The 24,467-nt window shown below is 48.9% G+C and carries 25 protein-coding genes; 2 read left to right on the top strand and 23 right to left on the bottom strand.

Annotation, left to right across the window (positions count from 1 at the left end; all coding sequences use genetic code 11):
* Positions 1 to 48: 48 nt before the first annotated feature.
* From NSQ38_RS14110 to spoVAC, 16 genes are all read right to left on the bottom strand, one after another.
* A complete protein-coding gene (locus tag NSQ38_RS14110; RefSeq protein ID WP_339790114.1) occupies positions 49 to 1,005 on the bottom strand; it encodes an aminoglycoside phosphotransferase family protein in 957 nt (318 codons plus the stop codon).
* A gap of 226 nt (positions 1,006 to 1,231) precedes the next feature.
* Entirely contained in the window at positions 1,232 to 2,002 is a 771-nt protein-coding gene (locus NSQ38_RS14105) for a class I SAM-dependent methyltransferase (protein WP_339790111.1), read from the bottom strand.
* A 320-nt stretch (positions 2,003 to 2,322) separates the two neighbouring features.
* A complete protein-coding gene (locus NSQ38_RS14100) occupies positions 2,323 to 3,228 on the bottom strand; it encodes a S1-like domain-containing RNA-binding protein (RefSeq protein ID WP_338588023.1) in 906 nt (301 codons plus the stop codon).
* Positions 3,225 to 3,572 carry a ribosome silencing factor gene (gene rsfS / locus NSQ38_RS14095; protein ID WP_036615136.1) on the bottom strand — a complete coding sequence of 116 codons (348 nt, stop codon included), beginning with the start codon at positions 3,570 to 3,572 and terminating at the stop codon, positions 3,225 to 3,227. Before rsfS ends, NSQ38_RS14100 begins: the two co-directional genes overlap by 4 nt.
* A gap of 200 nt (positions 3,573 to 3,772) precedes the next feature.
* The gene (gene yqeK, locus NSQ38_RS14090) at positions 3,773 to 4,339 is read right to left on the bottom strand and encodes a bis(5'-nucleosyl)-tetraphosphatase (symmetrical) YqeK (protein ID WP_339790109.1); all 567 of its coding nucleotides are present in this window, start codon (positions 4,337 to 4,339) and stop codon (positions 3,773 to 3,775) included.
* Positions 4,323 to 4,913, bottom strand: coding sequence for a nicotinate-nucleotide adenylyltransferase (locus NSQ38_RS14085; RefSeq protein ID WP_074095918.1), 591 nt, complete (start codon positions 4,911 to 4,913; stop codon positions 4,323 to 4,325). Before NSQ38_RS14085 ends, yqeK begins: the two co-directional genes overlap by 17 nt.
* A gap of 15 nt (positions 4,914 to 4,928) precedes the next feature.
* Positions 4,929 to 5,222 carry a ribosome assembly RNA-binding protein YhbY gene (gene yhbY, locus NSQ38_RS14080; RefSeq protein ID WP_017687186.1) on the bottom strand — a complete coding sequence of 98 codons (294 nt, stop codon included), beginning with the start codon at positions 5,220 to 5,222 and terminating at the stop codon, positions 4,929 to 4,931.
* A gap of 269 nt (positions 5,223 to 5,491) precedes the next feature.
* The gene (gene aroE, locus NSQ38_RS14075; protein ID WP_339790107.1) at positions 5,492 to 6,361 is read right to left on the bottom strand and encodes a shikimate dehydrogenase; all 870 of its coding nucleotides are present in this window, start codon (positions 6,359 to 6,361) and stop codon (positions 5,492 to 5,494) included.
* Positions 6,362 to 6,405: 44 nt separating this feature from the next.
* The gene (gene yqeH / locus NSQ38_RS14070; protein ID WP_249912122.1) at positions 6,406 to 7,533 is read right to left on the bottom strand and encodes a ribosome biogenesis GTPase YqeH; all 1,128 of its coding nucleotides are present in this window, start codon (positions 7,531 to 7,533) and stop codon (positions 6,406 to 6,408) included.
* Positions 7,530 to 8,057 (bottom strand): YqeG family HAD IIIA-type phosphatase, encoded by a 528-nt coding sequence (locus NSQ38_RS14065; RefSeq protein ID WP_036615148.1) that lies wholly within the window; start codon positions 8,055 to 8,057, stop codon positions 7,530 to 7,532. Before NSQ38_RS14065 ends, yqeH begins: the two co-directional genes overlap by 4 nt.
* Before the next feature lie 110 nt (positions 8,058 to 8,167).
* Positions 8,168 to 10,381, bottom strand: a complete 2,214-nt coding sequence (locus NSQ38_RS14060) for a transglutaminase domain-containing protein (RefSeq protein ID WP_339790105.1) — start codon at positions 10,379 to 10,381, stop codon at positions 8,168 to 8,170.
* The gene (locus tag NSQ38_RS14055; protein ID WP_235431636.1) at positions 10,378 to 11,562 is read right to left on the bottom strand and encodes a DUF58 domain-containing protein; all 1,185 of its coding nucleotides are present in this window, start codon (positions 11,560 to 11,562) and stop codon (positions 10,378 to 10,380) included. Before NSQ38_RS14055 ends, NSQ38_RS14060 begins: the two co-directional genes overlap by 4 nt.
* A 66-nt stretch (positions 11,563 to 11,628) precedes the next feature.
* A complete protein-coding gene (locus NSQ38_RS14050) occupies positions 11,629 to 12,585 on the bottom strand; it encodes a MoxR family ATPase (RefSeq protein ID WP_339790102.1) in 957 nt (318 codons plus the stop codon).
* 208 nt (positions 12,586 to 12,793) lie between these two features.
* A complete protein-coding gene (gene spoVAE, locus NSQ38_RS14045) occupies positions 12,794 to 13,144 on the bottom strand; it encodes a stage V sporulation protein AE (protein ID WP_062835568.1) in 351 nt (116 codons plus the stop codon).
* A 5-nt stretch (positions 13,145 to 13,149) separates the two neighbouring features.
* Positions 13,150 to 14,166: a stage V sporulation protein AD gene (gene spoVAD / locus NSQ38_RS14040; RefSeq protein WP_076214289.1), complete on the bottom strand. Its 1,017-nt coding sequence runs from the start codon at positions 14,164 to 14,166 to the stop codon at positions 13,150 to 13,152.
* Complete coding sequence (gene spoVAC, locus NSQ38_RS14035; protein WP_047844446.1) at positions 14,163 to 14,615, bottom strand: stage V sporulation protein AC; 453 nt, start codon at positions 14,613 to 14,615, stop codon at positions 14,163 to 14,165. The genes spoVAD and spoVAC overlap by 4 nt, the downstream gene beginning before the upstream one ends.
* Before the next feature lie 700 nt (positions 14,616 to 15,315).
* Between spoVAC and NSQ38_RS14030 the strand changes: the two genes are divergently transcribed.
* On the top strand, positions 15,316 to 16,389 hold the full coding sequence (locus NSQ38_RS14030; protein WP_074095923.1) for a M42 family metallopeptidase: 1,074 nt from the start codon (positions 15,316 to 15,318) through the stop codon (positions 16,387 to 16,389).
* A gap of 227 nt (positions 16,390 to 16,616) precedes the next feature.
* Positions 16,617 to 16,940, top strand: a complete 324-nt coding sequence (locus tag NSQ38_RS14025) for a hypothetical protein (protein ID WP_074095924.1) — start codon at positions 16,617 to 16,619, stop codon at positions 16,938 to 16,940.
* 233 nt (positions 16,941 to 17,173) lie between these two features.
* Here the strand turns inward: NSQ38_RS14025 and NSQ38_RS14020 are convergent, their stop codons facing one another.
* The 7 genes from NSQ38_RS14020 to mdcA form a co-directional block, all read right to left on the bottom strand.
* The gene (locus tag NSQ38_RS14020) at positions 17,174 to 17,881 is read right to left on the bottom strand and encodes a metal-dependent hydrolase (protein ID WP_339790099.1); all 708 of its coding nucleotides are present in this window, start codon (positions 17,879 to 17,881) and stop codon (positions 17,174 to 17,176) included.
* 162 nt (positions 17,882 to 18,043) lie between these two features.
* Complete coding sequence (locus NSQ38_RS14015) at positions 18,044 to 18,976, bottom strand: malonate decarboxylase subunit epsilon (protein ID WP_339790097.1); 933 nt, start codon at positions 18,974 to 18,976, stop codon at positions 18,044 to 18,046.
* A 15-nt stretch (positions 18,977 to 18,991) separates the two neighbouring features.
* On the bottom strand, positions 18,992 to 19,636 hold the full coding sequence (locus NSQ38_RS14010) for a malonate decarboxylase holo-ACP synthase (RefSeq protein WP_339790535.1): 645 nt from the start codon (positions 19,634 to 19,636) through the stop codon (positions 18,992 to 18,994).
* A gap of 14 nt (positions 19,637 to 19,650) precedes the next feature.
* On the bottom strand, positions 19,651 to 21,375 hold the full coding sequence (locus tag NSQ38_RS14005; RefSeq protein ID WP_338588031.1) for a biotin-independent malonate decarboxylase subunit beta: 1,725 nt from the start codon (positions 21,373 to 21,375) through the stop codon (positions 19,651 to 19,653).
* Complete coding sequence (locus NSQ38_RS14000; protein ID WP_339790095.1) at positions 21,365 to 21,664, bottom strand: malonate decarboxylase subunit delta; 300 nt, start codon at positions 21,662 to 21,664, stop codon at positions 21,365 to 21,367. The genes NSQ38_RS14005 and NSQ38_RS14000 overlap by 11 nt, the downstream gene beginning before the upstream one ends.
* 28 nt (positions 21,665 to 21,692) lie before the next feature.
* Positions 21,693 to 22,589: a triphosphoribosyl-dephospho-CoA synthase gene (locus NSQ38_RS13995; protein WP_339790092.1), complete on the bottom strand. Its 897-nt coding sequence runs from the start codon at positions 22,587 to 22,589 to the stop codon at positions 21,693 to 21,695.
* A 47-nt stretch (positions 22,590 to 22,636) separates the two neighbouring features.
* A complete protein-coding gene (gene mdcA, locus NSQ38_RS13990) occupies positions 22,637 to 24,304 on the bottom strand; it encodes a malonate decarboxylase subunit alpha (protein WP_338588033.1) in 1,668 nt (555 codons plus the stop codon).
* Positions 24,305 to 24,467 lie beyond the last annotated feature (163 nt).

Raw genomic sequence — 24,467 nt, 5'->3', positions numbered from 1 at the left:
CCCTTTTAAGCCACAGGGTTCGTACCGTTCAATAACACTCGTTTCTGTTCAAGATAAACGAAAACGCTCGATGCCTTCCTCCAGGTTATGAATGGTCCAATTCACATGTTCCTGATTATCATATTGACGATAAGCGCACTCTATGCGCAGCACCAGATCAAAGTACAAGTCATACAGACTTCTTCTTTTCAGCTCACTTTCAGTTGTAATCGCATGCCCATACCCTTTCACAAAACCAGGTGTATAGTTAAAATGACTAAAATAATGCTCCATCAGAGGGTCTGCCCACAGTGAACGTTCAAAATCAATCAACGCTGTGATGTGACCTTTGTCTACTAGAACATTGCCATCCCACAGATCCCAACTGACCAGAACAGGTTCTTTTACATCGTCCAGCACATCCGATTTTTCTTCAATCAAACGTCTCAACTCAGAGTAATCGATCGAAAATGTAATTCCGGCTTCTTCACCATCGGTAAGAATGTCATCCATCAAATTCATAAATGCTTCTTTCCATGTGGAATAACGCTGTTTTTGCTCCGAGAAATATCCAAACTGCTCGCCCTTGATTTCATTAATTCGACGATTGTAACGCCCCAGTTGTTGTTCAATGGCTTCCTGCTCTTCCGCAGTATACTGATCCTTGACCTGATTATAGGGTGTTCCGGACATGTACTCCATGATAAAATAACGGGCTGAAGCCATAGTTAACGAATCATCATACACCAGTACTTGAGGTACGGGAACATCCTGCAGCTCGCTGATGAGACGCAGTGCCTCAACCTCAGCAATCATCAGATCCTGTTCACAGCGCATCAGATTTGTCGAAGCCGACGGTGCAATTTTGAGTACCACTCGCTGTGCGTCACTGAGTGTAATGAGATATGCATGATTGGCCCAGCCATCCACCATTTCCTTGTACTCCTGTATACTTGCAGAGAAATGCTGCTCTATTATGGCATTCAACTGTTCTGACGAAAGTCTTGTTTTATATGTACTTTCCACTTCTACACCTCACCTCAACATTTGATTTATTTCCTCAGAAAACGCTTTCTATCCGACTATTATCGCCTCCTTTACTTTAACTGGCAATACTTTTTGTCACGTCGATATATCTTTTCTTGCATTCCTTTACCCTATTTAAGACTATCGCTACTCATTCTCCATGGAAAATCAAACAAAAAAACTGCCCTTATGCAACATACATAAGGACAGTTCTCATTATTCGCTCTTACTTCACAGCCACGTAGAACAAGCGCTGTGCGCTGTCTCCGGCCTCTTTCCATTCAAAATCCGCATATACCTTCACGTCTCTAAAGCCTGCCTTGGACAACTCCAGCTTCATCCAGTCCGGATTATATGCACGCTGGACATGAACTTCTTCAAAGCGCTGGTACATATCCTTGTTACCATTATCCACACGCGAAAAAATACTGAGATGATGCTCAATCTCACAGCGATCCTGATCCAGATCACAAGTCCAAATATACGACACGGAGCGCTCATCCAGTACAAAAGGCTGCTCTTCATCATAACGAATAAGGGTATTAGGATGATGCACATCAAACAGGAACGTTCCACCAGGCTTCAGCATTTCGTATGTCCGCTGGAAAGTACGAACGACATCTTCTTGTTCAAGCAAATAATTGACACAATCACAGAAAGATATCACCGAATCCACAGGTTCCGGAACTCGCCATTCCCGCATATCCTGCTGCACCCAACGGACACTGCCCTCTCGATACAAGCGATGACCCTGAGGCGTAGCCTCCATCTTACTGCGTGCAACCGACAGCATATCTGCTGAGAGGTCAATGCCTGTAACTTCGAAACCGGAGTTCACGAGCGGGATCGTAATGGAGCCCGTTCCACAGCCCAGTTCGGCTACACTTTTGGGCATTCCATGCTTTTCCCATGCTGTTCTTGCAAACCTTATCCAGTCCGGATAAGGCATATCTTCCATTAATTCATCATACACATAGGCAAATTTCCGGTAAGACATGTCAGGCACCGCACTTTCAATTTCATTTTCGAATTGATCTATATAAATTGAACTAAAGAATATTTACACTGGACACTCCAATGACAGAACAACCTTCCGATCGCTGTTATCCCCAGATTTTTTTGATTCCTTTTATAAAGGATTAAATCCGGGGATAAAGGCGAACGCTATACTTCTTCAGGTTCTTTCTGTCCTCTCCGTTTCGTGTAAATGTTTAGTTCAATTTATATAACAAAAGCAAAGACAGGGGTATCCGGTATTTACCCAGCCTAGCCCTGCCTTCTCCGAGTTTCATATTACGAAATATTCAATCAAGAAAATTACTTATTTTCATTCTGATCCGCAGGAGCAGATTCGGACAGATACGTCCAGCTTTCCTTTTGAACCACCAGTCCGTCCTTCATCAATTTGCCCAGGGCACGCTTGAAAGCGGACTTACTGATGCCAAAGCGCTGCTTGATGATATCCGGCGGAGTTGCATCCGAGTAAGGCATGCCGCCCATAGGACGCTCTTTCATAAAGGCGAGCAGCTTGTCTGCATCTTCGTTACGTCCAACTTGTTTGAGTTGAGTCATGGCCAGATTCACACGTCCGTCTTCACGTACCAGTGTAACCCGACATTTCACTTTCTCACCAAGACGCAACATATGACTACGTTCGGATGAATGAATCATACCAATCGCGCCAAAGCCCAGCACACCGCCCTCTACAAGTACAAAAGTACCCATCTGCAGTGGCTTGTATACCGTCGCTTCAACCCACTCGTTTAACCATGAAGTTGGAGCATGGAAAGCCAACGGTGAAAGCTCACGTTCCCCGGCCAATTTGGCACGCAGACGTCCCTGCTTGTCATGTTCCATGATTACAAAGACTTCATCCCCCACTTGAGGACGAAGTTCTTCCAGTTCAGGCAATTCACGAATAGGAAGCAGCAATTGCCGTCCAAGTCCCATTTCCAGGAAACAGCCCAGTCGTGGGTGAACATCAGCCACAACCAGTCGTGCCATTTCGCCAAGCATGAGATAAGGCTTTTTCATCGTTACGGCAAGACGATCTTCTGTATCAAAGAATACAAATACCTCAAGCGTCTCACCAATTTTAATATCCCGTGTTAACTCGGTGTAGTGAAGCAGTACATCTTCCGATCCTGTCGTCAAAAAGAAGCCAAACGGAGACACTTCACGTGAAACCGGCAGAGAGACGACTGTTCCAGCAATCAAACTCATACAGTTTCCACCACTTTGGCATCAGACCATAGTCGTTCAATGTTGTAGTATTCACGCTCGTCACGGTGGAAGATATGAACAACAACATCGCCCATGTCCATCAATACCCAACGTGCGGAATCCATACCTTCGATACCTTTAATCGTCGCTCCGGCTGCATGAGCCTGTTTGCGAATTTCAGTGGCAATGGCTTGTACCTGTGTATCGGAATTCCCGTGACAAATAACAAAATAATCTGCCACCAGAGAAACATTAATCAGATCCAACGCTACAATATTGGATGCCTTTTTGTCGTCAGCGGCAGCAACCGCCATATTCATAAGTTCTTTCGATGATACTGTCATGAACCAACCTCCATAATCTATAATTGTGTGTTCAAAAAGATCAGTTTTCAGTACCGAGAAGATGGAATAAAGCTAGAAATGGAGTAGCGGAGCGTAGGCAAACTACGTGAGCAACGGACATTTCAGCTGAATTTCATCTTCGATGCTGATGATGCCGCTAGGCATCCTTCGTAATCAAAAGTGGACTTTTTGAACAACCTCTATAATTGTGCAATTAAGTCATTCCGCGACAGCATGGTCAAAGGATAAATGACACGTCGCTGCGAGATCAGCAAGCTGATCGTCGAATCGAATCCGGCAATTAAACCTTCCTCCAGACTACGTTCAGCCTGTTCGCGAATGTGTTCCACTCCCGGGAAATCCCGTCCCGGTTCAATGTAATCGGCAAGACATACCACTTTGTCCAGTAAGCTCATGCCTACCCGACCCGAGGTATGCCACCGGATGGCATTAATCACTTCGGAATCCTCTACACCGTAATCACGCTTGGCTACAAAAGCACCGACTTCCGAATGCCAGAGCTGCTTGTCATGCTGCAGAAGTTCCTTGTTTAATCCGTTATCGCGGATGACCGCTTCCATCTCCGCTACGGGCCAGTACTTCGCCACATCATGCAATATCGCTGCCAGATCCGCTTTTACAGGATCAGCACCGTATTTTTCAGCCAACATCACTGCCGACTCCATCACGCCAAGTGTATGCTTCCAGCGTTTTTCCGGCATTTGCCCGGATACGGCTTGTATTAGTTTCTCACGGCTTAGTCCCATATAAACCGCTCCTTACAATGTATTGGTGCACCTCATCAGGAATCATGAAGCGTACCGAATGACCTTTGGCAAGACGTCTGCGTACGGCTGTTGATGAAATATCCACCAAGGGCATCTCGGCCAGCAAGACCCGATCCTGTAACTCGTCTGGTAGATCATCCAGATGTAACTGGAAACCCGGCCTACCAACCCCGATAAAGGTTAGGCGTTCGGCAAGTTCTTCAATCTGCTCCCATTTGGGAAGATAGTTCACCATATCCGCCCCGATAATGAAATAAAATTCATGTTCAGGATGGCGCCGCCACAGTTCCTTCATCGTATCAATTGTATAAGACACTCCGCCCAATTCCATCTCAATACCCAGCACCTCATATTGCTGCACACCCTTCACAGCCGCTTCCGTCATATCGAGACGTTGTTGTCCCGAAGCTCCGGCTCCGCGTTTGTGAGGTGGAACATGGGAAGGCATGAACCAGATCTCATCCAGTGCATGCGAGTCCCTTGCCGCTTCAGCTGCCAGGAGGTGTCCCATGTGGATCGGATCAAACGTACCACCCATGATGCCGATCTTCACCTGCGTCACGCTCCCTTATCTAGGTAGTTCGATTTGTTTGTTATCGCGAGATTCTTTGTACAGGATGATTGTGTTACCGATGAGTTGTACAAGCTCACTTCCCGTTTCACGGGCAACTTCTTCTGCCATCTCTTTTCTGTCCTCGTCATTGTTGTTCAATACTTGCACTTTCATCAATTCGCGCTTCTCAATCGCATCTTCGATGTGACGGAACAGGTGCTCATTGGTTCCACCTTTACCAATCTGAAATACAGGGGTCAGGTGATGTGCCTGTGACCGCAAAAAGCGCTTTTGTTTACCGTTTAACATGAATACTCCATACTCCTTATGTTGAGCAGGCCCTGATCGACAGCGCAAAAACTGTCCGGACCTGACCATTCAATTATTATTTTTCAATGGTGAAAATGATCACTGAGTACACAAGGTGACTCCGATTGCAGTACCATCTTCCGATCGCTGTTATCCCCAGATTTTTCTGATCCCTTTTCACAAAGGGAAAATCCGGTGATAAATGCGACCACTTCGTTTCTTCAGATTGGTTCTGCACTCGTTGTCTGCCTGTACTCTTAATATCATTTTCACACTTCAAAACTTTTTAACACCGCTCGTCTCATCGTCTCCACAGGAGCCGGGATGCCAAGCCAATGTTCAAAGGCCACTGCGCCCTGATATACAAACATCCCCAGACCACCGTGAACCGTGCATCCGCGCATCCGCGACTCTCGAAGCAGACGGGTCTCCAGCGGATTGTAGATCAGATCACTCACCGCTGATCCTTCACGGATCATTGCAGGATCAACCGGTACGTCATCAACATGCGGATGCATTCCGGCAGCCGTTGTGTTAATCACGATATCAGCCGTAGCCAAGACCGTCGCAGCGTCTTCCATGCCACTGCCCGAGATTTCTCCCAAGCCATGGCCCCGCAAATCCGAAGCAAGTGCAATAGCCCTGTCTGCTGTACGGTTCAAAATGTGAATCCGCTCAGGCTTCTCCAGTGCAAGTGCGTATATGACACCTCTCGCTGCTCCACCTGCTCCCAGTACAGCAATACGCTTGCCCGCAAGCTCAGGCACTGCCTCTTCCTTCAGGGATCGGACATAGCCAATACCATCGGTATTGTACCCTGTCAGTGTTCCACCTTCATTAACGATGGTATTCACCGCACCAATCAGGCGAGCACTTTCATCGATCACATCCAGATACTGCATCACCTGCTCTTTGTGCGGGATGGTGACATTGACTCCACGATAGCCAAGTGCCACAATTCCCCGAACTGCTGCTTCCAGTTGATCCGGATGAACATGCAGTGGCATATACATTCCATTCACTTCTGCAGCCTGCAGAGCCGCATTGTGCATTGCCGGAGACTTGGAGTGAGCAATCGGATCACCCATAACACCAAGCAACACAGGAAGTGAAGAGTTGAATTTGTTCTGCTCAGACATAGGTCCGCCTCCGATCCATCTGATGTACAGATTCTGAGAATTTACTAGATCAAGGATGGGCGGATCTGTACACGAATGCCTTTTGGAGCATGAACCGCAACCAGCGCTCCAATATCGCCATTAACCTTAATCCAGCCCAAGCCAGAGATGAAAACATCGGATTGACTGCCGCGTTTGATGCGGAATTCATGTCTGGTCCATTCAGCCATCTCTGCTGCATTCTCACGGGTTGGCGGAGATAACAATTCTCCCAGGTGGTCGCGGTACAGATCATCTGCACGCTCCAGCTTCGTCCGGTGAATATCAAGCGCAGTGCTGATAAAACAAGTGAACGACTGGCGATCACCTTCCACAAAGTCAAATCGAGCCATGCCGCCAAAGAACAGCGTCTGACCGGAATTCAACTGATACACAGCCGGTTTAAGCGGTTTTTCCGGCATGATGGCAGCGAGATCCTTACGTGAAACAATCTCGCTGAAACGCCATGGATATACGATTCCAGGCGTATCAATAATATATTTTCCATCATCCAGCGGAATGTTCACCATATCCAGCGTTGTTCCCGGATAACGGGATGTGGTCAGTTCCTGCTCCAGATCGCTGTAATCACGGATCAGACGGTTAATCAGTGTGGATTTGCCCACATTGGTACCGCCAACCACGTACACGTCACGATCTTCGCGATACGTTCCTACAAGCTCAAGCAGTCGGTCGAAGCCCTGATTTTGCTTTGCACTGCACAAGACGACATCCACGGTACGCAAACCCTGTTCTTTGGCTTGCTTCTGTACCCAGTTGCGAACCTTGTTCCAGTTGGTTACTTTTGGAAGCAAGTCCGTTTTGTTCACAGCAAGCAATACCGGATTGTTGCCTACAAAACGTTGCAGACCGGAGATAATGCTGCCATCAAAGTCAAACAAATCAACGATATGGATGACAAGTGCATCCTTATCCCCGATTTTGCTAAGCAGCGCCAGGAATTCGTCCTGATCCACCGTAACGGATGATGACTCATTGTAGTTTTTGATGCGGAAACAGCGCTGGCATATAACCGGTTCACGATCCAGTGCCTTCTCGGGGATAAACCCTGGTAATTCCGAATTTTCTGTTTGCAGATGCACGCCGCATCCGCTGCACCTTACGGCAAGATTGCCGTTATGCGGTTCTGTCATTTCTTCTTTTCCTCCTCAAGCCATAAGCCTTTCCTGCGTAAACTCGTTAGAGCAATCCGTTCCACGCGTCGATTGAAGCGGGTCATAAAACCTTCGTCCCCAATGGAGATTGGCAGTACCAGAACGGTATATAACCCCATTCGGTTCCCTCCATAAACGTCCGTAAGCATCTGATCGCCTACTACAATCGTGTTTTCAGGAGATAACTCCATCATTTTCATTGCTCTACGAAACGGTACATTCGATGGTTTGCGTGCACTATGCACAAACTGGATATCCAGCGGGGTCGCAAACAGGGATACACGATTCAAATTGTTATTGGACACAATCATCAGCTTGAAACCTGCCTCTTTCACACGTGCAAACCATTCAATCAGTTCGGGCGTAGCGTCAGGGGCTTTGGCTCCAACGAGTGTGTTATCCAGATCAGTTATAATTCCACGGTAGCCTTGAGCGTACAGCTCTTCCAGATTAATGTCAAAAACCGTGTCTACACGCAGCTTGGGCATTAACATTTTAAACAAAGAAGTCACCTCAGTTTCATACGACACACTATATCACAAATCCGTCTTTCCTGAAAATGCATACAGCGCCTGATGGCATAGGAAAAAAGGAAAAACGGGACGGGCAACAACTATGCCCGTTCCGCTTTCAGTTCCTTCCGCAGCTTCAAGGCGGTCTGATAGACGGCCTTCCAGTCGTCGGCTTTTACGGACGCCGGACTGTAACGAGTCTGTTCAAACTTCGTGAGAAGCTCATGCAATGTAGCTTCTGCAGTAGGTTTTGCCTGGCTCCAGCGGGTTACCGATTCACGAAGTGTCTCGTCTCCGCTCCGGGTCAACCCTTTGCGTTTCACATACTGAATCCAACGCTCGGTCTCTGCCACTACCTTCTGTTCAGGGGTGAGCGGTCCACCTGTCCGTAGACGAAGCAGGAAGAATCGCATGGAGAAACGATTACGCCAGAACATATAGGCTACCCACAATACAATAATGGCTCCTGCAGCCCAGATAACAAAAGTCGGGATGGCAGACGATGTCTGCTCAGGTGCAGGGGTCTGCTCTTCCTCTTGTACCGGCTCCTCTTCTGGCTCTTCTTCTAACTCATCTACAGGCTGTACATCAGGCTGTTCCGTCAGCAGCGGCATATCAAAGCCCGGCGTTGCTTCAACAGGAATCCATCCATACTCACCAAAATAAACCTCTGCCCAGGAGTGTGCATCTGCATTCGTAACGGTGTAGGTCGTCTCAATCTCAGCGCCAGGTTGACGTGGAGCCTGCATGTCCGAATTCAGGGACAGTTGTCCAGGCGCATAACCTTTAACCCACCTTGCAGGAATGCCCTCCGAGCGCGCCATCATCACCAGCGCAGTCGAGAAGTAATCACAGTAGCCTTCCATAATATCGAACAGGAAACCTTCCACAAAGTCGCCGCTTACTTTTCGAGATAAATCCGGATTGTTCGTGTATTCAAAATTAGTTTGTAAATAGTTTTGCAGTAATGCCACTTTTTCATACGGCGTATTCGCAGATGCCGTTATCTCGGCTGCCAGATTCGACACCCGGTCAGGGAAACGGGATGGTAACTGCAAGTACATATCATCTGCCGGATTACTGTTATACAGATCTTCAAATGACTTTGTACGAAGCTCATCTTCCACAATCACAGGGGCTTCCGATACGATAGTATATGTCTTGGGATACTGTGGTTGCTGACGGTCTGTCACCACATGCAGTTCAGCCTGTTCGGCATTCCACAACATCCGATCCGTTCTGTCTTCACCATTAATCGAGCTAACTTCCGAGATTGAATAAGCACCAAAGAGAATCGGATAGACATTATCATTCAGCATCGTTACGTTCTGAGTCACTTGTTTGGTATTCACATTACCGGATTCTTGGTTCTCGAGAGGCTGTCCGGCTTCAACATTCTCTGTCGCACCCCGTCCACGGTCATCCCAGCCTGTACCTGTATACTCTGCACGTGTCTCACCACGCCAGTAACTGCGCTCATTGGTGGTGACAGACATAACAGGGGTATAGTCGAAGTTGAATCCTCCACCAAGCTGATTGTCTTCCCTGCTGTATCCCGATTCGGTAGCCGCGGGAATATCAAGGTTTCCGTTACCAGCCTGACTTGTGGAAGTTCCGGTATAGTTACGCCACGCCGTATATGGGTCCGTCAAGGTGGGTGGAATCTCCGGCATATTGACGCTGGCTACAATAATCAAAGAAAAGATAATGGCAATATTGGCCAGGACTTTATAAGGATAACGGATGATTCGTTTCCAACCTTGTGGATACTGTAGCTGATAGTTACGGAAATGCTGGCATACGAGCCATCCCATCCCCGCAAACATCACCCAGGCGATTTCAATCCAGAGTGGAATCTGGGTGAAAGAATCGAGAATCCCCATCGAAATGATGTTGACTCCCAGAAAAACAAGAATGCGACGTGTTGTGGTCACGAGTCGAAGCGCAGCTTCAAGCATCACCCATGCACACAAGGAGAACCAGATGTACGGCGTCATATGCAATATGAATTGCTCCGCTCGGTCTGTTAAAGAGCCATAAGGGATGTACACCGTATAATCGATCAGCGTTTTATGCAAAATGTAACCAACAACGACCGACTTGATCATCGCGCGATATATCGTTTTGAAGGGCAGAATGACCTCCAGCACACTGACTGCTGCAAGTGTCCATAACACCAGAGAAGTGGTCTCCGTGTACCACGATTCCTGCGTGAATGAAATCCACTGCATTCCAATGAGGAAAATCCAGAGCAATGACGCTGCATGATACCAGGATCGTTTGCCTGCAACATTTTCATTTCCTTTTGTACTCATACAGAACCTCCCCCCATCACCGTTGGAAGCTCCTGCAAGTGAGAAACAGTGAATGACCTCGTGCCTCTTCCACGCAACATGGCATTCCACTCGGCACTCCGGCGGGATTCACTGGTATCGATCAGAATATGACATGGAGTCATGCCCCGCGTATCGGCCCAGCGCAACAGTTCCATTATTTTTTCATCCTTCTGGGGAGAAATGACAACAAAATAAGCTCCCTGAGGCAGTTGACGTGCGATTCTTTCCACGCCGGGCAACAGATGGGTATCCTGACCGTTATATTGAATATCCACCAGATGATGCATCATCTTCTGTCGTTCCATCAGACTTTCACTGGGGGCCATGAAGGATGTCTGGTCTGACAATGTCAACAACCCCATCCCCATTCGTTCCCTGACACCATACTCCAACAGAGAGGCAGCCGTGGAAACGGCAATTTCAAATGCATCCCCATGTTCGTAACTTGATGCCAGCGCATCCAGAACCAGAATGGTTTTGGGCACAGACTCATGTTCAAACTCCTTGGACTTCCAGTTCCCTGTCTTTGCCGTTGCATTCCAGTGAATGCGGGAAAGTCGATCTCCGTATACGTAGTCACGTACACCATTGATCTGAGTGGTCTCTCTCCGTGAACGGGTTAACGCCGTCTGAGGACCGGATAACCGTGATTTTCGGTCGTAAAGCTGCCAATATGGAATAAATACCGTTCTTGGCAGGACGCGAAACTCACCTTTGGCCTTAAACTTTCCTCGATGTTCGATCAGTCCAAATATGTCCTCGCTGGCACATTCCGTTTCTGAAAAAACATACTTCCCCCGCTCAAGTGGTGGCGTCTGGAATGACAGCTCTCCATTACCTCGCATATTGGGAATCAAACTTTCCTTGAACGACCACGATTCTCCGTTATGCCGATGCAGCATTTCACGCACAACAACATAGGGAAGCGGGAGGAATCCCGGAATCGTCAGACTCAGCTGTACTTGAACCTGGTCACCCGCATGCAGCAATTCTTCGTGGTCTGGACCAGAAGATAACCTACGAACTCCTTGAGCGCGTCTTACCCCGCTAAATCCAGCAATGGCAAGGTACACACAGAGCAGGGTCACCATCGACAGCAACATAAGGGATGTCTTCCCGCCCTGAAACAAAACATAAGCCAGACAGCACATCCACACCATTGCGATGCTCCATACGCGTGGGTGGCGTAACCCTCTATTGACTGTTCTCAAAAGCGGCTTCATGAACTATTGCCCCATGGAGACGGGCACGCGTACTTGCTGGAGTACGGCATTCAAAACGGCCTCGGAACTCATACTGTCCAGTCTCGATTCGGGACGAAGCACAATACGATGAGAGATCACATAAGGGGCCATCGTTTTCACATCATCCGGAAGCACATAATCACGTTCCTGCAAGAAAGCAAAGGCTTTTACGGCCATCATGAACGATATGGCTGCCCGTGGGCTGGCACCCAGCAATACAGATGGGTGGGAGCGGGTTTGACGAACAACATCCAGCAAATAGTCCATAACCGGATCACCGATAAAGACCTCTCTAATCTCCTGTTGAATTGCAGAGATCTGATCCATATGAGTCACGGATTCAAGACGATCTACAGGCTGACCGAGCTGATGCTGTTTCAATAGGATTTTCTCAATTTCCTTATCGGGATAACCTAGACTTATTTTCAACATAAACCGGTCGAGTTGTGCTTCCGGCAAAGTATACGTACCTTCAAAATCAATAGGATTCTGAGTTGCACAGAGCATGAATGGATGTGGCAGATCATACGTATCACCATCAACGGTTACGCTGCGCTCCTCCATAACTTCGAGCAGAGCCGATTGGGTTTTTGTTGTGGCCCGGTTAATCTCATCAGCTAGCAAAATGTTGGTCATAACAGGACCTGGCCGGAAATAAAAACGCTCATCCTTCGGATGGAACACAGATACGCCCGTAATATCACTAGGTAAAATATCAGGATTACATTGAATACGCCGGTACTCACCACGCATGGATTTCGATAATGCCTTGATCAACTGCGTTTTGCCAGTTCCCGGTACGTCTTCAATCAGAACGTGCCCGCCTGCAAGCAAAGCTGTAAGTAAAAGTTGAATTTCAAAGGATTTCCCCATAATGCAGGATTCCAGATTTGAACGAACTGCGGATATGATTTGGATCGACTCTTTGCGCACAGGCATGTGGTCTAACCTCCTAAAAAAGCATACAGATTTCCTTTTATTGTACATGATCCAGAGTCACGAGTACACTCGAAGGAACTCACAATTTGTTTCCAGCCCGTCAGATTCACCGCAGTTCTCGCATGAATACGACAAAAAAGGCCCGGATAGAAGTTATCCGAAGCCTCTGCTGAATCGCAATATGTTCAAGTAGATTTCCCATTCTATGTTAGCCTTTTGGCCTAACCACCAATGCCGCGAGAAAAGAAAAGATGATCGCTGACGAAATTCCCGCCGCAGTCAGATCAAATATCCCCGTAATCACACCCAGCCATCCCTCTTTTTCCAGCTCCGTCAATGCCCCGTGCACCAAGGAATTACCGAAACTTGTGATGGGGATTGAAGCACCCGCACCTGCAAATTTAACCAAGGGGTCGTACAGGCCAAATGCATCCGCAAGCGCACCTGCTACAACAAGTGTGCTCATCGTATGTGCCGGTGTCAGTTTGACACCATCCATTAGAAGCTGTCCGACAACACAGATCAAACCGCCAACAATAAATGCCCACAAGAATTGCATTACCTTTATCCCTCCTTTTCTATGGCTACCGCATGAGCAATACAGGGAATACTTTCACCCTGCTGGTACGAAATCGGAGATAACAGCGCCCCCGTAGCAACGACGAGCACCCGTTTAAGATCACCCTTCTGCATCCGGTTCAAAATGTGACCATAGGTGACGGTGGCAGAACATCCGCAGCCACTTCCCCCGGCAACAACATAAGGCTGTTTCTCCCGATCATAGATCATCAGGCCGCAATCATTAAAAACCGTCTGTTCCATGGGAATGCCTTCTTTTTGCAAAAGCTCTTTCGTAATTGGCAGACCGACGGAAGCCAGATCCCCAGTCACAATGAGATCATAATAGCCGGGTTCCAATCCCGTATCCCTGAAATGAGAGATTATAGTGTCGGCTGCTGCTGGCGCCATGGCTGAACCCATATTAAAAGGATCTTTGATGCCCAAATCCATAATGCGTCCAATAGTGGCTTTGGTAACAACGGGACCATCACCAGTACGGGAGACCACACCACACCCTGATCCTGTGACGGTATATTGCGCATAAGGCGGCTTCTGGGAGCCATACTCCGTCGGATACCGAAATTGTTTTTCAACCGTACAGTTGTGGCTCACCGTTCCTGCAAGGACATAATCTCCAGCTCCAGAGTCAACAATCATGGACGCTAACGCTAACGTTTCCATGGAAGTAGAACAGGCTCCAAAGACACCTAGGTAAGGCACACCCAGTTTTCGCGCTGAAAAGGAACTGCTGATAATCTGGTTCATCAGATCTCCACCAACAAAAAATTGAAGCTCTTCCTTGGTGATATTTGCATTTACCAAAGCCAGCTGAGAGGCCTGTTCGAGCAGTTTGCGTTCTCCCTTTTCCCACGTTTTCTCGCCGATCTCGAGGTTGTCGTAGACATAATCGAAATCAGATGACAGTGGACCCTCGCCTTCTTCTGGTCCTACAACTGCGGCTTTACCGATGATCCGCGGACGATTCTCAAACTGCCATGTCTGGCGACCCAATCGTTTCACAGGTGCCCACCTCCAAATCCCAAAAAGGCGTAAACAATCCCTACGACAAATGCTGCCACGACACCAAACACGATAACGGAACCAGCAAGTTTAAACATGTTGGCCCCTACACCGAGCACCAGTCCTTCAGCACGATGTTCCAGTGCAGCAGAACACATGGAATTGGCAAAGCCGGTAACCGGCACAGCAGTTCCTGCTCCTGCCCATTGAGCCATTTTATCGTAAACGCCGAGACACGTTAGAATAACCGATATGAGAATCATGACCGCCACCGTAGGACTGGAAGCTTCCTTCGATGTCATGTCGAAACCGGCCATAAAAGCCTCTTGAATGGCCTGTCCAATCAAACAGACGGTACCCCCAACCAGAAATGCTTTGAGGCAATTTTTCAGGATTGGACGAGGTGGCTCATGTTTTTTTGCGACTTTTTTGTACTCCTTTTCATCCATGGACAGGGACGATGATTTTTTTTCGCTTCCGGATGCAGATTGAGCTGGCAAGATACAAGACCTCCTCTATGTGAAAATGGTTCAAAGCTACGGCTGAATGCCAATGTGTGTAATCCTATATTCATTGTTTGTTAATAATCGGAAGGTTATGTATCCGGCGACAGACAGTATATGTTTCCAACAAGATCATGTTGTGGAAGCAAGATGGGAATACGCCGGTTCTGAGGACTTTTAGATACGTTCTATAAATAAAGAAGAACAATCACGAGCAAGATAAAAAGAACGATAAACAGTACTTTTTCCGTGCCCTCTTCTGGAGGCTTCATTGGATATATAGCTCCTTCCTATAAACAGACAAACAAATATTGAAATAAAGAACTTCACAAAATGATGACATCTCCTCCATATATTCATATTCATTGAAGTGGCATCAGGACTGCGACTACAGCGGATAGAGTCATGAAACTTGGACACGGTAAGCGCCCAAAATATGCCTTAAATACGTGACATAAACATGGACAATCACTTGCGCAAGGTTCATACTGTAATGTGACCAGTGGTTAAATAACAAGTCCTCAGCACATTAAAGTGCATGTTCAAAAAGATAAAAGACTTTTTGAACTACATCTTAAAAGGACAACAGGCGGGTAGCCGTTCTACTGTGACCTGAAATACATACCAACAGAGGAGTTGTTGACACATGAATGAAAAAACGATGGATATGTTCCGTACGTTGACGGAATTTCCTTCCGCATCCGGTTTTGAACGTGAGCTTCGCGGCTGGATGAAAGATAAGCTTTCTGCTTATACCGATGAGTTCGTCCAGGATCGCCTGGGGAGTCTATTTGGTGTATTACGCGGGGAGGAATCCGGTCCTAAAGTTATGGTAGCCGGACACTTTGACGAAGTTGGTTTCATGACTACAGGCATTACGGAAACGGGTATGGTCAAATTCCGTCCACTGGGTGGATGGTGGAGTCAGGCTGTACTGTCTCAGCGATTGGAAATCATCACACCGGATCGTCGCATTACCGGAGTTGTAGGTTCTACACCTACACACTTGTTGGACGAGTCCCAGCGGAACAAACCTGTTGATCTGAATTCCATGTATCTCGATATTGGGGCAGACAACCGTGCGGAAGCAGAATCCTGGGGCATTCATCCAGGGATGCAGATCGTACCAATCTGTGAATTCACGCCGATGGCAAACCCGAAAAAAATCATGGCCAAAGCATGGGATAATCGTTACGGCGTAGGACTTGCACTTGAACTGGTTGAAGCGTTGCACAAGGAAAAACTGCCTAACACGCTTTACGCTGGTGCAACGGTTCAGGAAGAACTGGGGCTTCGCGGTGCACGTACGGCGGCCAATCTGATTCAGCCTGATATTTTCTTTGCACTTGACTGTAGCGCGGCGAATGATATGACAGGTGACAAACAGTCATTTGGACATATCGGAGAAGGCGCATTGCTTCGTATTTTTGACCCGGGTATGTTCACCCATCGCGGAATGGTGGAATATGTTCAAGATACGGCTTCATCCAATCAGATCAAAATGCAGTATTTCATCTCACCAGGTGGTACCGATGCAGGTCAAGTACACCTGAGTGGAATTGGTGTACCATCAACAGTTATTGGTATCTGCGCACGTTATATCCACACCTCTTCTTCCATCATTCATACGGATGACTACGATGCGGCCAAAGAACTGATCGTGAAACTGGTCAAAGGTCTGGATCGGACAACAATGAATACCATTATTAATAACGCGTAACAGTTGACAAGAGACCTCCTAACTATTCGGGAGGTCTCTTGTTTATATCCACAACTATATCCGTTGGACACATTTACACGAGAAAGGCTATTCTGTCATTCGGAGTGGCACGTGAAAATATTTTTTAGTTCAACGTACGTAGATTAATAGGTCGAACATTATAGGGAATTACACATAAGATACAATAACGGAAGATGAATTAAACACCAACCAGTGGGGGACCTGTTATGGCAGTGGGAAGGAACGGAAAATCAAATAAAGGTTCTAACAAAAAACCAAATGCTGCTAATACCCTCCTTAATGGAAGCCTTAAAGGGAAAAATCTCGAACTGATTGTAGCAGCGCTATTGGTGAGCGGAAAGTTGAGAGTGGATGCAGTCACGTTGTTTCGTGAGGCTACATTGGTTGTAGAATTGGTTGGTCAATATAAAACACTTCAAAAGGTCACACCCTCCAATTCAGACAAACTGGTACAATTCCTGGATGAAACTGGCGGCGATATGACGCTTAATGATGTTATACAGGCATTTCAACAGAGAATTAATTCCTAAACGCCAAGAAATGAGGTTGAAGTGATGTCTGACTTTGACGGAAATGGGTTCGCTGAGCTACTGATCATTGTCATTCTTGTTGTTTTATTTGTATTTGGTTCTTCCGATATTGACGACCTTACTGATTCACCATCTTAATCCTGAATTGGCTAGGTTATTACGATCCATTCATTATGAAATGCATACCTATAAACGCCAGCCCACAATATGCAGGCTGGCGTTTATAGGTATGGCTACAGAAATAGCGGCGAGAATGCAATCCAGGCCAAAATAAGGGTAAGCACAATGCAGACATTCTCTACAACGGCCCCACGCTTGGTCCCTGTACTCATCAGATCCACCCGTATGCGCCACTTGAGCGGTGGTAACGGACGAATCCCCCGATTGGTTAGTGAATCGGCCAACAGATGCATCGCATATGCCGTGCCTCCCGCTACCCAGATCTCCGGTCCCTGCTGCTGGGTCGTGCTGTAAAGTAAGCCGGCCCATATCGCAGTTCCATATAAGGTATGCGTCAATCCCCTATGAGTTAGCGTGGTGCACAGCATAAGCAGGCTACCTGCAATCAGATTCCACGGGGCAAATGCGTGACCGTAAAACACCAGTCCGAGTCCAATCGCAAACATCAACACTTTGCGAAGCGAACGCGAAGGCAGGAATGACACAAGCGCAATGAGGATCGCAAGCAACAGGTTCCATGGTTTGGCATGAACATAAAAGTACACAAAGACAGCTGTAGGCAACAGAATCGTCTGTAATAACCTGATCAGACTGTTAGGCAAGGCTCTGGATACCAGCAGCGAATTTGGCTCATCGATGTCAGGCAATAACGAACCAATCAGAGCAACCGTAACGGCCGGCGCAGTCACCGGCATACCGGCCAACTGCAGAACAGAAAGCGACACGCCTGTCCCGATAATGAGGTGGGATCTTCCCATCATGATGCAAAAACGTCCTTTCGAAGAAATCGGGAACAATACGGCCCTGTTCCGATTTTACAACGAAAACAAAATAAGAACAATAGTTCGCATTTCTTATTTTAGTGACGATCAATTTGTCAACAACACGATACGGGAATGCCTATCCTTTCATACAACACGGCTTCACACGCCATCTCCGTACCTTTCCGACAACAGAACGGCAGATTCCAGACTGGTCATTTGTAGTGCAGCAGTACGTGCCTTAGCAAAAGCCTCTCTCGCCAGATCTGACAAAACCTGTCCCGGAGGCATCTCCAGAAAAAGTCTTCCTCCCAGTTCATAAATTAGCGTGGACACCTCATCCCAACGAACGGGATGTGCAATGTTGGTTGCAAGATCCTGTCCAATGTCATTGGCCGTCCGCAGTACACGTCCTCTGACGTTGCCCGCGTAAGGAATAAGAGGTTCATTCATTTGAATATGACCGATGACTTCCGTTAACTTCAAGGAAACGGGGTCCAGCAGCTTGCAGTGGGAAGGCACGTTCATATTCAGCCGTATGCCTTTGCGGGCTCCGTTCTTAAGACATGTAGCGAGCACCTTGTCGATGGCCTCCAGTTTGCCTGCGATCGAAATCTGGGTAGGTGCATTCAGATTCGAGATGTACACCGGATTCTCTTCAGTATGAATCTGATTCACCACAACCTCTACCTCACGCCGAAGAAGTCCGGTCACAACGCCCATGCCATAACCTTCGGGGTAAGCTGTCATCATGCCTTCACCTCGTAACCGGACCAACGGCAACGTGTCCTTGAGCGTTATTGCACCCGATATAACCGCTGCCGCAAAAGCCCCAGCAGAATGACCCGCAACATAGGCCGGCTTCACGCCTTCCTCCAATAGGGCCCGAGCCACAGCAACGCCGCTGATACATAATGCCAGTTGTACGTGGTCGGTTGTTTCCAGTGATGCCTGTGTGTCCAGTTCCAGCACGTCCATGTTCAGAATCTCACTGGCCTCATGCAGTGTCGCCTGAATTGCCGGATGAGAGGGTAATTCATGGAGCATGCCTGGACGCTGGGCTCCCTGACCAGGGAATAAGAAGACTACGCTCATTCCATTTCTCCTCCCTTATTTCGAAATCTCCCATGGATCATTCGTAAGTATAGGACCTGAGCATGTTTTTAACATCACCTTCGAGCCCCCTCTGGCCCACTCCGCCAGCGAGAACGATCCTGCCGCAGTTTCTGCCTGAATATCCAGCCGAACTCCGCTCCATTTATCCGAGATGCTCAACGGTGAAGTTAGCTTTGCCAGCAATTCTGTTGCCTGCTCAGGTGTAAGTCGTTCGGGTAAACGAAGAATCAGATCCAGATCGCTTTCCGGACGTGTGACCTCTTGCCCTGTAGCCAGCTCAAATCCAACACTGCCTCCCGGACCCCAGATCCGTTCCGTCCTGCTCCAGAGTTCAGCAACCTGCTGTAGCATACCGATCGCAGGAATATTCCAACGTTCCTCCGGGAGGTTATACCATGCTTGATCTGCCACCAGCTGCTCAGGGCTTACCCTGGCAATTACATCGTCCGGCGAGATGGAAGCGGCCCAGCGTAAATGCCGCGCTGGCCCTCGAACACCAACTGGAATGTTCCCCGCCGTCTGTTCTGCCCTGCGAACTACAACCCAAGGGTTTTTCCTCATCGTAGTGGTGACCCACGCTGGAACCGGCTGCTCTCCTCTCAGCACGGCATTCCCGTGAATCTTTAACAGGTCATGCACTTGAAAAGATCTAGCTATTGGTTCCACTGTTCCTTCAGCAGCTTGCGCACATGAACGGAAGCTGCACGACCAGACTGAGCCGCCTCGGAGGTCAGACGGGAACGGAGGTCCACCGGGGACTGACGTATTTCCTGTATGGTATCCGTAAGAATACGCTGAACCTTCTCTACATCAGACGGACCGGGTGAGGATGCGTTAATCCCATCGACCAGTTGGTGTAGGGCACCCAATTTGGCAAAAGACTGCACATCATATGCCGCCCCTGGCACTTTGGTCGCTGCTTCATTAAGCTCATCAATACTGCGACGAGTGATGCGCGCGGCAGATTGTTTGGACATGACCTGAACCGTAACCTCTGGGTCATTGAATGCGATAAGGCGATTGGACTGCATTCCGTGTGCCAGGAAAGCACCGGAGATCGCGTTGCCCACAATCAGGGCAATCACCGGATGGCCTGCTAATCGAGCCGATGCATAAGCATCTGCTGCTGCTGCGCAAGCCAGGTGTATGCCTAGCAGTTCCTCACGATAACCATAGGCCTGACTTGGTACATCAACGATGGCTACAATTGTACGGCGCTGACCATCTTGATCTGCTTCCATGGCTTCACGCACGTAAGCTGCAATACTCCAGCCCTCGTCCAGCCCCACTTCGCCGTTGCGGGCACGAACAAATCTGGCATTGGGATCAGGAACAACCGAGATAAATCTGACGTTTTCCTCACCGATCCGTCCATCTGCGCACAGCACAGAAGGGGCTTCTCCCTGTCTGATATCGCCATGATCCGCCAGCAGGTTAAACCACTTTTCTCCCCGTGTACCTGACGCATTGGAAATGGAGGCCCATCCTTGACGAAGCTGCTCCAGCTTCTCTGCGCCCGTCTCGTCCCTGTGATTCTTCCACAACTCGCGCACATCTTCCGGCTTGAGATTCTCAGCGCTGCCAATCTCGGCAAGCAGATGCTGATAGAGCTTCACTTGTGCGCTCCGGTTTATTTTTTTGACACCTTGCTCGAATGAATCCCGAATGGCTTGTTTAATCTGGCCGATATCATCTTCAACCAACTGATCTGCAAATCCGGCTTCAACACGCTGTTTACCACCCACCATGGACCAGATCTTTTGTTTGTCACCCGAATCGAGTTCGGCGATCCCTGCCTCTTGTTCAATAACCTCGGACCCGTTCAGCTGCATGCGGCCCTGACGTGTCATGATTAGATGACTGGACAAACCTGCTGCACAGATTGACATCCCGCCGTAACAGCCAATCATCCCCGAGATCACACTGACGACAGGTGTATGCGGACGCAAAGCAACAATCGCTGCGCCAATCTCGGCAATAGCCAGCAGACCATAATTCCCCTCTTGCAGACGTACCCCGCCGGTTTCAAGCAATAACACGGGACGTGTCGGCACACCCTGTTCATGATCCTGCAACGCCAGCTCCAGAGCCCCGGCGATTTTGGCACCACATACCTCGCCTATACCGCCCCCCTGGAATGCACCCTCAAGCGCAATCACAACAGCAGGTTGTCCATCAATGGTTCCCCGAGCAGTAACTACACCATCATCACTTTGCGGGACGATGCCCTGAAGCGGAAGATGGGGGGATTCCACACGCTGAAACGGATCAATCAATTCGCGGAATGTGCCTTCGTCCAATACCGACTTGGCACGATCACGCGCACGCAGCTCAATGAAGCTCTCTTTTACCGCCATCCATTCTGCCTTATTGTTCATTGGTCAGCACCTCCATCGCTTGGGCCAAACGCAGATTCACAACACCCGGCGTTGCGCCGAAATCATTGATTTGGATCGATACCGCCACGTCGTGCTTTTGAAAAAAACGGTCCAATCCTGCCCGCCATATATCGCCAAATCCTTTGGCCGTTGTTCGGATCTCGACATGTGCCTGCCCGTCCGCAGACGGTTCCATCAACAGCTCCAGATCTCCTGAACCAGCTACCCCTACATGGGCTTTACCTTCCAGCTTACGTGATGTTTTATAATTAAAAGTCATGGTTTCCATGGTGTCCTGCACCTCCAAATTGTTTCTGTTATAACTGACTCGTTGCGAGCGGACATGCACCAAGCTCGGTTGACGCACTCTGATCTATGCGGTCGAGAAACAAGACCGCAGCCAGCAAGTCCGCGCTTCCGCCAGGGGAAGCGCCGATGCCAACAAGGCGGCTGCCCAGTTGTTCCAGGGCAGCCATGCCTTCCGCGGTGCCGCTGCCTCCCAGCGACAGCACGGTGGCGGCACCGCTTCTTGCGGCGGCGAGGGCTTCGTGCCCGCCGCGGTGCAGCAGGCAAGTATCTTCGAGACTTGCCATGATGGCCAAAAGCGCATCCAGACGCGCCTGCGTCTCTGTGCGCCCTGCACTCCGGGCTGCGCGTAGCGCTGGCAGCCCGATGTCCACGACGTGCGGGAAGCCTGCTTCGGCTTCTTCCCGCGCGCCGCGTGCGCCGTAGCGGCGCTGCACACGCTGCCCGTTCGACGTCCGCTGCTGCGGAGCATGCCGGTCGGGCAGCCTGGCAAGCGCCCCGGCGACGGCTGCAATCTCAGCCGCGCTATGGCCGGGCCCACTCACCGCGGCAGCGCCGGTGAGCAACCCAAGTGCCCACACAGCTCCGCGATGTGTGTTGGTCCCGCCTGTGGCTGCGAGCATGCTGGCTTCGCCGTCACGCCCAATCGCAGCCAGGCGTTCACGCAGCGATTGATCCGCAGGCTGTGCCCATCCTGCCTCACCCATCGCTGTAAAGGCAGGCCGCAGCGCCCGTGCCGAGCGGCGCATCAGCTCCACGTTCAGATCTGTATGTGCGCCATTGTCACGCAGATCTACAAGCCCCGGTTTTGGCGTCAACTCCGCCTCATCAATCAACGCCTGCACGGCCAGTTCACCGAGCAGCACGCCGCATCTCTGTGCTGCCGAACTGGCCCAAGCCAGCTTCATTGGCTTCAAGTCCTGCCACATAGAGACAGGTGTATTCCTCTTAGGGCTTACCAACTGCGGAACTTGGATGGTGGATTGTACAGTCCACCGGACCATTCCACCAACTCCTCGACACTTTTGGCCGCCAGAAGCGACCGTTTGGCATCCGTGCGGCGAATGTCCAGTTGTTCCGGGAACGCAATCAGTCCATCACTGATCAGACGTTCATTCAAGCTTGCATCATGAGCCTGTCCGAGCGGAGTAACACCGGCAACCGCCGCGAGTGCAAGTTTGCGTTCTTCAATGTTCTGTGCCTTGTACAGATAGGCAATTCCCTCTTCCGTCACCACATGTGTTACATCCTCACCGTAGATCATGACAGGTGCAATGGGCAGATGCGCTTCCTGACCGACATGAATGGCATCCAGGGAATCTACAAAGGTTGGCCGCTCTCCGTTCTGGAATGTTTCCACCATCTGTACGACCAATTTTTTACCCCGAACCAGCGGACCATCTCCATTCATCATGTTCAGCCAGGCTTCGGTATCATGTCTGCGTCCATGTGGATCATGTCCCATATTGGGCGCGCCGCCAAATCCACTGAGACGACCGGAGGTCACCGTTGATGAGTTGCCCTCGGGATCGATTTGTAATGTTGAACCAATAAACATATCTACTGCATACTGACCTGCCACTTGGCAGAGTGCACGGTTAGAACGCATGGAACCATCAGGTCCTGTGAAAAATACGTCCGGACGAGCCGCTGTATACTTCTCCATCCCTACCTCGCCGCCAAAAGAATGGATACTTTCAATCCAGCCACTCTCAATTGCCGGAATTAATGTGGGATGGGGATTCAGCGCCCAGTGTTTGCATATTTTGCCGCGCAGTCCAAGTGACTCCCCGTAAGTCGGAAGCAATAATTCAATTGCCGCTGTATTAAACCCAATGCCGTGGTTCAAAGATTGAACATTATGTTTGGCGTATATACCTTTGATCGCCATCATGCCCATGAGAATATGAGTCTCTTTGATCTGGCGCGGGTCCCGTGTAAACAGAGCTTCCAACTGATACGGCCGATCCGATTCAACAACCAGATCTACCCATGCGCCAGGAATATCTACCCGTGGAACCTCATCCACCAGTTCATTCACTTGCACGATGACGATTCCGTTACGGAAGGCTGCTGCTTCGATAATGGTTGGCGTTTCCTCCGTATTGGCTCCGGTGTACAGGTTCCCCTGACGGTCTGCTTTATCCGCCGCCACGAGCACCACATTTGGAATCAAATCAATGAACAGTCGACCATATAACTCCAAATAGGTGTGAATCGAGCCAATCTCGATACTGTTATCCTCAATCATCTGCGACATGCGGAGACTTTGTGAACCCGAATAGGAAAAGTCAAGCTTGGAAGCGATCTTTTTTTCAAAGATGTCCAGATGATCCGGACGTGAAATACTCGACATAATCATGTGTAACTGATTGACCTTCTCCGGATCGACCTGAACAAGTGCAGCGGACAAAAAACTGGCCTGTTTCTGATTATTTCCTTCCAGTACAACACGATCACCCGGTCGGATGAGCAACTCAAGTGCATTTACAATTTGCTCTGTCGGCAGTACCTTTCCCTTAAGTAAAGACTCTACCTTCTGCATTCTGTTATGTTTCTCATCTCTTCTGGTCGTCCAGCTTGATGGGCCCAAGGGCTGTTGCTGCTGTTTGGTCGTACTCATCTCTGACCAGCCTCCCTTAACTATGATTTAATGTTCATCTGCCATTTGGTTTCATTATCATGTTCTCTAATTCAATCTGAAATTCGTTCATTCACATGCGGTACAGGTTTTATTTTACTCCTCACATTAATAATGTATAATATATAGTTATACATATATACAT

It is taken from the genome of Paenibacillus sp. FSL R7-0313, from assembly GCF_037969885.1.
In the GTDB taxonomy this organism is placed as follows: domain Bacteria; phylum Bacillota; class Bacilli; order Paenibacillales; family Paenibacillaceae; genus Paenibacillus.
The sequence above is the reverse complement of the archived record's forward strand: the minus strand, read 5'-3'. Positions and strand labels throughout refer to the sequence as shown.